8 protein-coding genes and 1 tRNA gene are annotated in these 13,546 nt (G+C 30.8%); 3 read left to right on the forward strand and 6 right to left on the reverse strand.

Annotation, left to right across the window (positions count from 1 at the left end):
• Positions 1-64: 64 nt before the first annotated feature.
• A complete protein-coding gene (locus WHD07_RS12880) occupies positions 65-1,288 on the forward strand; it encodes a metallophosphoesterase (protein WP_343328737.1) in 1,224 nt (407 codons plus the stop codon).
• Between the two features lie 88 nt (positions 1,289-1,376).
• The gene (locus tag WHD07_RS12885; RefSeq protein WP_343328738.1) at positions 1,377-1,670 is read left to right on the forward strand and encodes a thioredoxin family protein; all 294 of its coding nucleotides are present in this window, start codon (positions 1,377-1,379) and stop codon (positions 1,668-1,670) included.
• An 870-nt stretch (positions 1,671-2,540) separates the two neighbouring features.
• Here the strand turns inward: WHD07_RS12885 and WHD07_RS12890 are convergent.
• Positions 2,541-3,200 carry a polysaccharide deacetylase family protein gene (locus tag WHD07_RS12890; protein ID WP_343328739.1) on the reverse strand — a complete coding sequence of 220 codons (660 nt, stop codon included), beginning with the start codon at positions 3,198-3,200 and terminating at the stop codon, positions 2,541-2,543.
• 10 nt (positions 3,201-3,210) lie between these two features.
• On the reverse strand, positions 3,211-6,288 hold the full coding sequence (locus WHD07_RS12895) for a DUF2723 domain-containing protein (protein ID WP_343328740.1): 3,078 nt from the start codon (positions 6,286-6,288) through the stop codon (positions 3,211-3,213).
• Between the two features lie 171 nt (positions 6,289-6,459).
• On the opposite strand from WHD07_RS12895, the gene WHD07_RS12900 reads away from it, so the two are divergent.
• Positions 6,460-6,531 (forward strand) — tRNA-Gln (locus WHD07_RS12900).
• 211 nt (positions 6,532-6,742) lie between these two features.
• Here the strand turns inward: WHD07_RS12900 and thrC are convergent.
• The 4 genes from thrC to WHD07_RS12920 all read right to left on the reverse strand — a co-directional run bounded on the left by thrC (position 6,743) and on the right by WHD07_RS12920 (position 13,442).
• Positions 6,743-8,029, reverse strand: a complete 1,287-nt coding sequence (gene thrC / locus WHD07_RS12905) for a threonine synthase (RefSeq protein ID WP_343328741.1) — start codon at positions 8,027-8,029, stop codon at positions 6,743-6,745.
• Positions 8,030-8,121: 92 nt separating this feature from the next.
• On the reverse strand, positions 8,122-9,045 hold the full coding sequence (locus WHD07_RS12910) for a homoserine kinase (protein ID WP_343328742.1): 924 nt from the start codon (positions 9,043-9,045) through the stop codon (positions 8,122-8,124).
• A gap of 80 nt (positions 9,046-9,125) precedes the next feature.
• Complete coding sequence (gene thrA, locus WHD07_RS12915) at positions 9,126-11,564, reverse strand: bifunctional aspartate kinase/homoserine dehydrogenase I (RefSeq protein WP_343328743.1); 2,439 nt, start codon at positions 11,562-11,564, stop codon at positions 9,126-9,128.
• Positions 11,565-11,882: 318 nt separating this feature from the next.
• Positions 11,883-13,442 carry a hypothetical protein gene (locus tag WHD07_RS12920; protein ID WP_343328744.1) on the reverse strand — a complete coding sequence of 520 codons (1,560 nt, stop codon included), beginning with the start codon at positions 13,440-13,442 and terminating at the stop codon, positions 11,883-11,885.
• Positions 13,443-13,546 lie beyond the last annotated feature (104 nt).

The following is a 13,546-nucleotide window of genomic DNA, read 5'->3' on the forward strand; positions in this document are numbered from 1 at the left end:
ACAAGACGTTAAAATCCATTCGATATTTAAACAGTTATCTTTGCGAACATTTTAAAATAGAACTATGCCACGTTGGGTTTTTCCTTTAATCATATTAACAATTGTTATTGTACTTGTAGAAATTTATACATTTCAAGCATTTAAAACGGTTTCTAAAAGTAAAATAGTTCGTTATTCCTTTCTATTAGTAAGCATTGCGGTTTATATTAATTTTTTTGTAAACATTATAACCTATTCTAGAAGCGAGGGGCAAACGCCACAGTTTCAAATGGCAATGGGGTTGTTGTTAACTGTTTCTATACCTAAACTTGTTATTATCATATTACTTTTTGGAGAAGATGCATATCGTTGGGTGTTAAAATTATTTTCTGCCGTTTCTAGCGGAGAAACAAAAGCTTTGGCAGGTAGAAGAAAGTTTATTTCTCAATTAGCTTTAGGTTTGGCGTCAATACCTTTTGCAGCTTTTATTTACGGAATTATTCAAGGAAAATACAATTACAAAGTTTTAAAATATCAATTGAGTTTTAAAGATTTACCTGATGCTTTCGATGGATTTACAATCACTCAAATTTCCGATATTCATTCTGGGAGTTTTACTAATAAAGAGAAAATACAATACGGAGTAGATTTAATCAATCAGCAAAAATCGGATATCATGTTGTTTACAGGAGATATTGTAAATAACAAAGCCGATGAAATGGACAATTGGATGGATGTTTTTGATAAGCTAGAGGCAAAGGAAGGCAAATTTTCTATTCTAGGAAACCATGATTATGGCGATTATATGGATTGGGAGAATCCGCAAGACAAAATAGATAACTTTCAAAAAGTAAAAGACATTCATCAAAAAATAGGATTCGATTTATTGCTAGATGAGCATCGTTATTTAGAAAAAGACGGACAAAAAATTGCTTTAGTAGGTGTAGAAAATTGGGGGAAAGGATTTAACCAAGCAGGCGATTTGGCAAAAGCCTCTGCAAACATCAAAAAAGAAGATTTTAAAATATTAATGTCTCACGATCCAAGTCATTGGGAGTATAAAGTAAAAGAAGATCCTTTTAATTATCAGCTTACTTTAAGTGGACATACACATGGTTTGCAAATGGGTATCGAAATTCCGGGTTGGTTAAAATGGAGTCCTTCTAAATATGTGTACAAACAATGGGCAGGTTTGTACGAAGAATACGGTAGATATATTAATGTAAACCGAGGTTTTGGGTATCATGCATTTCCGGGAAGAGTAGGAATTTGGCCAGAAATTACGGTGATAGAATTGAAGAAAGCTTGATAATCAGACCATTTAATTACTTTTCTTTATATTTGTGTAGTTACAAATAGATATTTACACATTTTCCCTCTTTAAAAAAATTTATATTATGGCAAAATTTGGTGATATAATTAGTACTGAAAAACCTGTTTTAATCGACTTTTATACAGATTGGAATGATGCAGATAACTCAGTACATACCCTAAGAGATGTAGCTGCTGCATTGGGTGAAAAAGCCAAAGTAATTAAGATAGATATTAAAAAGAATGAACTACTGGCAGATGCTTTGCGAGTAAAGGGAAACCCTACTTTTATGATCTATAAAAATGGCCAAATGAAATGGCGTCAAACTGGTTTGCAAGACGCAAATACCTTAATTGGTTTGATACAAGAATACCTTTAATTTTTTTAGAAGCTATTTCCTGCTTTCACTACTCGCTTTTTTTACTTCTGTTCTCGATACAAATTTTTCATTCTTCAAAATTCACTCGAACTGACAGTAAAAAGAGCTCAAACAGATAGCCTGTCTTGAGCATTGTCGAAAGGTTCAATCAGGGCTAGAGTTTGTTTGCTAACCTTTGTCATTGCGAGGCACGAAGCAATCTCTATTTTCACTTTTTTTCACATCGAGTGAATTTTATTTTTTATGAAATTAGTATCGAGATGCGATCCTTAAAATTAAGGAAAGTTATAAGATTTCTCAATCGCGAAAAGCTCATTTAGAAATGACATTTGGAGTGTTATTTACCTTTTTAAAAGAAAATACATTATGTTTTCTGTGTTTCTATTTGGTTGGTAGTATAAAAAAACGATCCGTCATTGCGAGGCACGAAGCAATCTCTATTTTCGCTTACTGTCAAATCGAGTGTATTTCATTTTTTTATGAAATTAGTATCGAGATGCGATTATTAAAATGAAGGAAAATTATAAGATTTCTCAATCGCAAAAAGCTTATTTTGAAATGACAATTTGGGCGTTTTATTGGCTACTTATAGTAAAATATACTATGTTATTATAAAGTAGATTTTGTGTAAAATGATTTTAGCAACTAATTGTCATTCCTGCGTAGGCAGGAATCTATAGCAAAGTAAGTATGGATTCCTGTTTTCACAGTAATAACAAAGGGAAAAAACAATTAAATAGATAAGAAGCCATAAAGTCTTCGGTAAGCTCAAACTAATATATTGAATAGTAATATTAATGAAAATTTACAATGTCACACTGAGTTTGTTGAAGTGTTAAAAAGTTCATTCGAAATGACATTCTGTAATTTCTATATCGACTTAAAAACAAACCCTTTATCAGAAAAATGTTTTAATACTTTTGGTAATGCGTATTGCATTCTTTCGGCAGCTTTAACACTATCATGAAAAACAATAATATTACCTGATTTGGTGTTTTTTAAAACATTTTCTAAACATTTTTCATTAGAAATTGTTGTGTCAAAATCAGCAGATAAAACACTCCACATAATAATTTTATAGCCTCTTTTTATGAGTTCTTTAGCTTGTGCTTTTTTTATCTTTCCGTAAGGTGGTCTGAAAAGTTTTAAGTTTTGAGTTTTAAGTTTTGAATATTCTGGTTTTTTAAATTGTTCAATTGTTTTCTCGCATTCTAAAACATTTTCAACATAAGTTGCGGTTTTGTTTTTCCAACCTTTTAAGTGGTTTTGCGTATGGTTTCCTATAGCATGCCCATTTGTAATTATATCCTTAAAAATTTCAGGATGATTTTGTATGTTTTTTCCAATACAAAAAAAGGTGGCTTTTGCGTTGTATTTTTGTAATTCGGCTAAAACAAATTGGGTTACTTCTGGGGTTGGTCCATCATCAAAAGTTAGAAAAATTTCTTTTTTGTGGGCGTTAAAACGCCACGTATATTTAGAGAATAATCTCATAATAAAACGTGGCGTTCTGGGGAAATAACTTTTCATTTATAAACTATTATTCTTCATCAGGAATGAGGTGATTAAAGAGCTTTACAATGTCTATAAATTCGTTTTGTAAAGCATCTAAATATTCTTTGTCAACCTCTCCGGCTTCAGCCTGACTAATAATGTTTCTGTACATGTACAAGGTTGTGTCTATGTCGTCAAAAATAAGTTCTGTATCTTCTTTAGAGAAAGTACTTAGCCAAAGTAGTTTTTCTTTAAATAAATCAATTAAAACTCTAGATGTTTCTCTTGCTTTTTTAGAGTCTTTTAAGTGATAGTAAGCTTCTGGATACCCTAAAGATAAGCTATAGTGATCAAAGTCTTTAATTGGCATTTTATCTAGAGATAAATCTAAAATTTCTAATGCTTTTACAGTATCACCTTTTTTACCGAAAGCTTCAGATAAACGCAGTAAGCTATTACGTAAAGAAATAGAATTTCTTTTAGTTTGTTCGTCTAAATAGATTTTACCGTCATTAATATTTCTCCAATTCCATTTCTGAATGTTTGTATACATTTTCTCTGGGTCGATTCTTCCCATGTCAAACAAACTCTTTTTAGCCATTGGTGTTTTAATAGGTACTAATTTATAAGCTAATCCATCTAATTGTAAGTAATCTTTTAACCAAAGATATTCTTCGGCAGCATTTGCACCACCTGTAAAGTAAATAGGTCTTTCCCAGTTATTATTGGCAAGAATATCTAACATTAAAATTCTATTTTTAAACAAGGCTCTATCATCAATAGTAATATCAATATAAGGCACAATTTTATCGGCATCCTTTTGAGCAACAATTCCGTTTTCTAATACTTTTTGTTTGTTAACAGGAATTCTAATTTTATTAGTTGGATAAAACTTTTCTTTCTGACCGTTTTCTGTTTCAACATACGTCGCATCACTATCAGAAGCAATCCAACGCATAAAGTTTTTAATGGTCATTACGGAATCTTTAAAACGAGGATGATCCATTGAATAAGCAACGTCTAAAGTTCCGTATTTATATTGATCATGTTTTAATTGAGATGGAATAGGAGCCGCTTTATACGTAGCTCGTTTCATCTGATCTATGTACCAGTCGGTTGCAAAAAGAGAGGTGTTTACCAGTTTAACATCTGTTCTAATGCCTTCTACTTCTTGCATATACCATAGTGGGAATGTATCATTATCTCCAATGGTAAACATGATGGCGTTTTCATCACAACTTTCTAAATACGCTTGTGCATTTAAATGTGTTGTGTATCTATTAGATCTGTCATGATCGTCCCAGTTTTGAGAAGCCATTAAGGTTGGTACGGCTAAAAGAGAAACTAAAGAAACTGCAATCGCAACCATTTTTTTATTCGCAAAATTCTTTAAATATTCATATAAAGCAAGTACGCCAAAACCAATCCAGATGGCAAAAATGTAAAAACTTCCTACAACAGCATAATCTCTTTCTCTTGGTTCAAAAGGCCTTGGATTTGTGTAAAAAATAATAGCAAAACCCGTAAAAGCAAAGAATAAGAAAAGTGTAAAGAAATTCTTTTTATCCCATTTAATTTGGTAAAGCAATCCTATAATTCCTAAAATTAAAGGTAAAAAGTAATATTTGTTTCTTCCTTTATTGTTTAGTCCTTGTGATGGAAGGTCTTTTTGAGAACCTAATCGAACTTCATCAATGGCATTAATTCCGCTAAGCCAATTTCCATTAAAGACATCTAAGTTTCCTTGAATATCATTTTGTCTTCCTACAAAGTTCCACATAAAATAGCGTCCGTACATGTAGCCAAATTGGTAGCTCATCATAAACTTAATGTTTTCTGCAAATGTGGGTCTACGTTTACTGTTTTGCGGAATTCCGGCAATAGATTTGTACATTTTTTCTGATGCAGAATTCACCATTCTAGGTATAAAACCTTTGTGTTTATCAGACCAATTTGGTACTACGCCTTTGTAGTTGTTTACAATTTCGTATTTACCGTTTCTTTTCTCATACTTAGGTTTATCGTCTTTGTAAGGCTTGTTCGCATCTTGTGTTCTTTCGTATGCATTAGAGTAATACGTGTCATAAAAAACATTGGCATCACCATATTGTTCACGATCATAATAAGCTAATAATTCACGAGCACTAGAAGGATTGTTCTCGTTAATAGTAGTATTTGCATTTGCTCTAATTGGTAGCATCATCCAAGAAGAAAAACCAATCATAATAAACAATACAGAAAGTATTAAAGTATTTGCGTGTATTTTGTTTTTTTTGCGTGTAAAATTTAATCCGAAATAGAATAATGCTACTAAAATTAAGGCAGCTATAATACTTCCAGAGTTATAAGGCATTCCTATAGAATTGATAAAAAACAACTCAGAAGCACTAAAGAATTTTAAGGTAAACGGGAATAAGAATTTAAAAACAAACATTAACGCAATTACAGAAATTACAGTTGCAATTGCAGTTGTTTTTAAGTTGATTTCTTTATATGTTCTAAAGAAATATAGCATTACAATGGCAGGTATTACCAATAATGAAAGAATGTGTACTCCGAATGATAAACCAACAACAAAACTAATTAGAATTAACCATTTGTTTCCTCTAGCAGTATGTATTTCGCTTTCCCATTTTAAACCTAACCAGAATAATAAAGCCATTAAAAATGATGACATTGCATATACTTCACCCTCTACGGCACTAAACCAAAAACTATCTGAAAACGTATATGCTAAAGAGCCTACAATAGAACTTCCTAAAATGGCAATGTATTTTCCTTCGGAAATTTCACCTGTTTTTAAAGCTAGTTTTTTTGCTAAGTTGGTAATTGTCCAAAACATAAACAAAATCGTAAATGCACTCGCCAAGGCAGACATAAAGTTTACCATTTTAGCAATTTGGTCTAAATTAGACGTAAACATCGCAAAAAAGGCACCTAACATTTGAAATAATGGAGCTCCTGGTGGGTGACCTACTTCTAGTTTAACGGATGTAGATATGTATTCTCCACAATCCCAAGCACTCACAGTTGGCTCTAAGGTTAGCGTATATGTAATTAAAGCAATTACAAATGTAGCCCATCCTAAGATGATGTTCCATTTTTTAAAATTTGCTGATGTCATAGTCTTTTAATAAGTTGTGGCGAATTTACTAATAAATATGAATAAAAATAGTTGAGAAGTGCTTTTATAAGTGATAATTTCATCTTAAATGTTTGTTAAATGTAAAAAAAAAATAAAAAAATGTTTGCAAGTTCTAAATAAAGGTTTAAATTTGCACCCGCATTAGAGTATTGGCCTATGGTGTAATTGGTAACACACCGGTTTTTGGTACCGACATTCAAGGTTCGAGTCCTTGTAGGCCAACTTAAACATCTGTTAATCGTTAGATTTTCAGATGTTTTTTATTTTATAGAGTTTTGTGTGTCGGTAATTGTGTAGCTTTTCTTAGTTATACTTTACTATTTTCATTTCTTGAAGAGATTGTTAATTTATTTTTCAAATCAATATTTCAATAAAAAAAACCTAACAATTTTAATTGTTAGGTTTTTTTTGTTTTTATAAAAGTTTTGATGTCTTATTTTTTTAGTAAGAAATCCTTTAAATCTTGATAAGTTGATGCTTTAAAAGCTACTTTTTTATTATTGATTACCTTTTTAATCTGTTCCGGTATTTCTACTTTTACAGGTAGCGTTTCTTCTACAACATCTAAAAATTTTACGGGATGTGCGGTTTCTAAGAAAACCCCAAATTCGTTTTCTTTTAATCCATGCTTTTTTAATCCTAAATAACCAACAGCTCCATGAGGATCTGCAACATAACCAGAATTGTTGTAAATTTCTTTCATAGTAGCGCGAGTTTCATCATCAGAAAAACTATACGAAGAAAAAGCGCTTTTAAGGGCTTCTAAGTCATTATTGAATAATTCTTGTATTCTGATAAAGTTACTTGGGTTACCAACATCCATAGCGTTAGAAATAGTTGCTTTAGATGGTTTTGGTTTGTAAACTCCGTCTACTAAATAATTAGGTACGGTATCATTTACATTTGTAGATGCTATAAAGTGTTTAATAGGTAATCCTAATTTTTGAGCCATAATACCTGCACAGATATTACCAAAGTTTCCACTTGGTACAGAAAAGATTAAATCTTTGTGTTTTTTGTGTAATTCTTTATAGGCAAAGAAAAAGTAAAACATTTGTGGTAACCAACGCGCAACATTTATAGAGTTGGCAGAAGTTAATGTCCTTGTGATTTCTTCATCTAAAAAAGCAGTTTTTACCATGTCTTGGCAATCGTCAAAAACGCCATCAACTTCTAAGGCAGTAATATTCTGACCTAAAGTTGTTAATTGTTTTTCTTGAATGTCACTTACTTTTCCTGACGGATATAAAATAACAACATTTACGCCTTTTGCACCTAAAAATCCGTTAGCAACGGCGCCACCAGTATCTCCAGAAGTAGCTACTAAAACAGTAACTTCATCGTCATTATCTTTATTGAAATATTCTAAACATTGTGCCATAAATTTAGCACCAACATCTTTAAAGGCCATGGTTGGCCCATGAAACAATTCTAAAGAAGCAATATTATCATCAACCTTTACCAAAGGAAAATCGAAAGAAACTGTTTTTGCAACAATCTCTTTTAATTTTTCAGCCGGAATTTCATCACCTACAAACTGTTTAATTACTTCATACGCAATTTCATGGTTTGAATAATCAGAAATGTTTTCAATAAAGTCTTTTGAAAGTTGTTGAATGTTGTCTGGAAAATAAATTCCTCTATCTTTTGCTAAGCCTTCTACAACTGCATTTTTAAAAGTTGATATTGGCGACTTATGGTGTAGACTGTAATAGTTCATTTTTGTTGATTTTGTCTGTCATTGCGAAAGAAACGAAGCAATCTGTTTGTTAGAAAGAGATTACTTCAGTTATTCTTCCTTCGTAATGACGATTATTCTAATATTTTTATCCCTTCGTGATTCACTTTCGAAATAAACATTTCAAAGTCAATACCTGTGTTTTTATAACTTTCTTGGATGCTTTTGTATACCTCATTGGCAATTTTATCCCCTTTACAAAGTGCAAAAATTGTTGGACCAGAACCACTAATTCCCGCACCTAAAGCACCTGCTTTTGTTGCTGCGTTTTTAACATCGTCAAAAAACGGAATTAATTTTTTTCTATGAGGTTCTACAATAATATCTACTAAAGAATTACTAATTAGCTCGTAATTATCAGAATATAAACCGCTAATTAAACCACCAACATTTGCCCATTGAGTAACAGCGTCTTTCAAAGCTATTTCTGTAGGTAAAACTTCTCTTGCATCTTTAGTTTTTACTTCTACCTGCGGATGAATGGCTACAACTCTTAATTCACTTGGAACCGGTAATTTTATAATTTCTAAAGGACTGTAGCTTCTCACTAAAACAAAACCACCATATATAGCTGCAGAAACATTGTCTGCAATTGGAGTTCCGCAAGCAACTTCTTCACCAAACATGGCAAATTTAGTTAGCTCTAAGTCCGAATAAATATTCCCTAATAATTGATTTGCACCAAAAGCAGCACCTGCAGCACTAGCGGCAGAACTTCCTAATCCACTTCCTGGAGAAAAACCTTTGTGAATTGTTAATTCAATTCCGAAATCTGCGTTTGCTTCATTCAGTATTTTTTTAACAACGGCACTTGCAGCATTTTCATCAACATTGTAGGTTAAATTTGCACCAGTGATATTTGTTATTTTAACGCCTTTTTCAGTTGTTTTTGTAAAGGTCATTTCGTCTCCAATTGCATCAACAGCAAAACCTAGAGAATCAAAACCACAAGAAACATTAGCAACAGTGGCAGGAGCAAATATTTTTAAATAATCCATATTTTTTAGTTTGCAGTCTACAGTATTCAGTTTTCAGTTAGTTGTTAACTGAAAATTGAGACTGTTAACTGAATGCTTTTTTATTTATTTGCTATTCTAATTACATCCGCAAAAATACCTGAAGCAGTAACATCTGCACCAGCACCAGCACCTTTTATAATTAAAGGATTTTCTGGGTATCTGTCTGTAAAGAATAATACAATATTATCACTTCCTTCTAAATTATAAAAAGGATGATCTGATGGAATTTGTTGTAAACCAACATTTGCTTTTCCATCAGCAAATTCTGCAACATATTTTAAGCGACAATCTTTGTCATTTGCTTCTTTAAAAATGTTTTGAAAATGTGCTTCGTTTTTAGTTAATGAAGCATAAAAATCATCATTGTTATCAGTATTTAAACTTTCTTCAGGTAAAAAGGCATTTTTTGCAATGTCTTCTAATTCCATTTTATAACCACTTTCTCTAGCCAAAATTAAAATTTTACGAGCAACATCAACACCGCTTAAATCAATTTTTGGATCTGGTTCTGTATAACCTTCTTTTTGAGCTGCAGCAACCACGTCATGGAAAGTTGAATCTGCATTAAAGTTATTAAACACAAAATTTAAACTTCCAGATAATACCGCTTGAATTTTATTGACGCTATCTCCAGAATTTACTAAATTCTTTAAAGTATCTATAATTGGTAAACCTGCACCAACGTTTGTTTCAAATAAGAAAGAAGCATTGTATTTTCTAGAAACTTGTTTTAAAGTTTTATAATTATCAAAACTAGAAGCACATGCAATTTTGTTACAAGTTACTACAGAAATACTATCGCGTAAATATTTTTCATAGATTTCTGATACTTGCTGGTTTGCAGTATTGTCTATAAAAACACTATTAATATGATTACTTTCTTTTACTTTTTTATGAAAACTGTCTAAAGTTGTTGGTTCTCCGTTTTCTAATGCTTCTTTCCAGTTATCTAGATCGATACCATTATCATCAAAAAACATTTTTCTAGAATTGGCAATTCCAATAACTTTAATACTTAATTTTAAGTTTTCTCTTAAAAATTTCTTTTGTTGATGAATTTGTGCCAAAAAGCGCTCACCAACATTACCAACACCTGTTACAAATAAGTTTAATTGTTTTGTTTTTTCTTCAAAAAATTGCTCGTGTAGTGTGTTTAAAGCCTTTTTTGCATCGTATTTATTAATTACAGCAGAGATGTTTTTTTCTGATGAACCTTGGGCAATTGCTCTAACATTTACATTATTTCTACCTAAGGCGCTAAACATTTGTCCGCTTAAACCTTGGTAGTTTTTCATGCTCTCTCCAACAACAGCTATAATTGCCAAATTATTTTCTACAATAATTGGTTTTATTTTTTTCTTATCTATTTCTATGCTAAAAGTTTCATCTAAAAGCTCTTTTGCTTTTGCAGCATCGTTTTCATAAACACCAACACAAATTGAGTGTTCTGATGAAGCTTGAGTAATAAAAACAACATTTATTTTTGCTACAGAAAGTGTTTCGAACAAACGCTTAGAAAAACCAGGAATACCAATCATTCCACCACCTTCTAAAGTGATTAAACTAATGTCTTCTATATGCGAAATTCCTTTAACTTCATTTCCGTTTTTAGGATGTTTACAGATTAAGGTTCCGGCACTTTCTGGTTCAAATGTATTTTTAATTCTGATAGGAATTTCTTTTCTTAGGGCAGGCTGAATGGTTGGTGGATACAAAACTTTTGCTCCAAAATGAGATAGTTCCATTGCTTCTTCGTAAGAAATTTCTGAAATTGGATATGCTTGTTTTACAACTCTAGGGTTTGCAGTAAACATACCACTAACGTCTGTCCATATTTGTAATTCATTTGCCTTTAAAGCGGCAGCATAAATAGCGGCAGTAAAGTCAGATCCACCTCTACCAAGTGTTGTAGTTTCTTCAAAAACATTAGAAGAAATAAAACCGCCTAAAACAATAACTTGATGCGTGTTTTCTTCGAAAAAAGAAACGATATTTTTGTTTGTGACTTTAAAATTTACTTGAGCATTTAAATACTCATTATTTGTAATGATTAAATCTCTACTCTCTTTATGATCTGCATCAAATACTTCTTTTGCAGCATTAGCTATAATGTACGAAGAAAGTCTTTCTCCAAAACTATACACTTTTGCTAGTGTTTTGTCTGATAATTCTTGTAATAAGAAAACACCTTCATAAATAGATAATAATCGGTCAAACAAATAAGTAACCTCTTCGTGAACCTCTTTTTTGTTTTTAGCAATTAAATCATCAACTACCTCAAAGTGAGTTTGTTTAATGAGACCTAAAGTTTCTTTAGCAGACGTAATGTCTTCTAAAGCCTCATTAGCTCCAGCTAATAATTTATCTGTAGTTTTTCCGAATGCAGAAACAACTACAGCTACTTTTTCTTTTTTAGATGCTGCCTTTACGATGGCTAATACTTTTTGTATTTTTTCTGAACTTGCGACAGATGAACCGCCAAATTTTAATACTTTCATTTCTAATGAATAGTTTGTGTAATTTAATATTTTATTGAGTTTGTTTCGTTGTTATTCGAAACAATATATAACCTGTGGTGATATGAATATAGTAGAACCCCTAAAGGGTAATTGTTGTAGTTGTGCGGATAATTGTGCGCATAGAAGTATAAACTACATTTGTAGTTTTAGAAGAATTAGTATGTGTATACGATAAATTCACAAGACAAAAATAGGAGTATTATTTAATTTTTAGCCTTCTAGTAGAGATTATTTCTTGTTTTTAATCAATTTATATAGAATTATTAAAATTAAGCTATTTCAAATATTGTTTTCCTATTATTTGGCGATTTGTTTTGTTTTTTCTTTAATAATTAAAGCGATAGGTTTGTTCTGTATTTTACTTTCTAGCCAAGATAATATGTCTAGATATAAAAATGCTCTTTTTTCATACGGATGATTTTCGAAGGTCTTTAACTTGGCATGAATTTTTTTGAATTCATTTTTAATTTCATGCGGAAAAACATCACTTAAATCTCTAATAGAAGTTAAAAAAACCTTTTGCACTTCTTGTAGGTTTTCCATTTTTAATAAAAACTTATAAGTATCTACAAATTGTCTTTCTAGGTCGTAGTCTAAACCGCATTCATAATGTGCAATTAAGTTTAATATACGAGCAAAACATTGTAAATCTTCTGCGGAACCTATGTTTTTAGATTTAATGATTTTTTGCAAGTAGATAATACATAGCTTGTTTTTGCCCATTCCAAAATACAAACAGGCAATTTTGTAATACAATAAAACAATGTAATGGTTATCTAGTCTGTTTTTGTATTTATCAATTTTATTATTGATAATATCAACTAAGTATTCTCCTTTTTCAAAAGATCCCTCTAAAAAATGAAAGTGTAACTTGTTAGAATACAGGTATAAAAATATTAACAACTCTGTGTTAGTATTCATCGGTATTTCTTTTTGATCTATTTCAGATTCAAAAAGAGTTAATTCTTTTTTAAATGTAGATACTTTTTTAACTAAAAAAGACGCTTCTAATAGGTAGTTTTTAGATTTTAAGTAAAAAACTGGGTGTGTGTTTATTAATTTTGGAGAGTCAAATAAATCGACACATTTTTTAGCGTATTTATAGCTCAATAAAAAATCTTGAACCAAAAAACTATGCCATAAATGTGCTTTGTATAACCATAGTTTTTCTCTAAAACCTAGTTTTTTATAGTTGTACTTAGGCATTCTGTCATTAAAGTATTTGTCTACAAATTGCAGTTCTTCGATGTTTTTTACGTACCCATTTTGTATTAAATGACTATATAGTTGTAATGATAGGTTAGATAGTTTGCTGGCAATTACATTGTCTTGACTTAGTGATTTTGCTTCAATAGAAAGTTGGTTTGCTCTGTTGCTTAAACTTCTGGTTATGTATTGTGTTTCAATTACTTTTTCTAGTTCAACAATTTCGTAAGCAATATTTTTTTCTTCTGTATCTAAAGCCATGTGTTTGGCTTTTTCTAGCAGTTTTAAACTTTGTTTGTATAGTCCTTTTTGATATAAAACAGTTGCAAAATCTAATTGTTCTCTAATTTGAATTCGAACATTTTTATGAGCAGGGTTTAAACGAAGGCTAATTAAAATTTGCTTGTATAAATGCGCTTTTAAATTAGAAAGTTGTTGTTTAGAAACAATTCCACTTCCAATAATTACTTTTTCATCATAAATTTTCAGTTTTTCTAAAAATTTAAATAAAGAGAAAAACTTAGCATCGATGTTTCCACCTAATCTACCTACATATAAATTAAATTGCCTCTTTTCTGATTTAGTTAAAGACTTAATTAAAACAAAAAGAGCATCATTTTGTTGATTGGCTGATGTAACATTTTTACTCATAAAAAACTGATTATTAATAATTTAAGTTTTTGTAAATGATATTAGAAATCGTACGGAATGGTAAAAATAACTATTTATTTTAAGTTCAATATATACATTTGAGT

The organism is Polaribacter staleyi (assembly GCF_038024045.1).
In the GTDB taxonomy this organism is placed as follows: Bacteria; Bacteroidota; Bacteroidia; order Flavobacteriales; family Flavobacteriaceae; genus Polaribacter; species Polaribacter butkevichii.

What these genes read in the sequence shown, in the direction of transcription:
- WHD07_RS12910 (WP_343328742.1), bottom strand. Translation starts at nt 9,045, where the DNA reads ATGGATTATTTAAAAATATTTGCTCCTGCCACTGTTGCTAATGTTTCT.
- thrA (WP_343328743.1), bottom strand. Translation starts at nt 11,564, where the DNA reads ATGAAAGTATTAAAATTTGGCGGTTCATCTGTCGCAAGTTCAGAAAAA.
- WHD07_RS12895 (WP_343328740.1), bottom strand. Translation starts at nt 6,288, where the DNA reads ATGACATCAGCAAATTTTAAAAAATGGAACATCATCTTAGGATGGGCT.
- WHD07_RS12885 (WP_343328738.1), top strand. Translation starts at nt 1,377, where the DNA reads ATGGCAAAATTTGGTGATATAATTAGTACTGAAAAACCTGTTTTAATC.
- WHD07_RS12890 (WP_343328739.1), bottom strand. Translation starts at nt 3,200, where the DNA reads ATGAAAAGTTATTTCCCCAGAACGCCACGTTTTATTATGAGATTATTC.
- thrC (WP_343328741.1), bottom strand. Translation starts at nt 8,029, where the DNA reads ATGAACTATTACAGTCTACACCATAAGTCGCCAATATCAACTTTTAAA.
- WHD07_RS12920 (WP_343328744.1), bottom strand. Translation starts at nt 13,442, where the DNA reads ATGAGTAAAAATGTTACATCAGCCAATCAACAAAATGATGCTCTTTTT.
- WHD07_RS12880 (WP_343328737.1), top strand. Translation starts at nt 65, where the DNA reads ATGCCACGTTGGGTTTTTCCTTTAATCATATTAACAATTGTTATTGTA.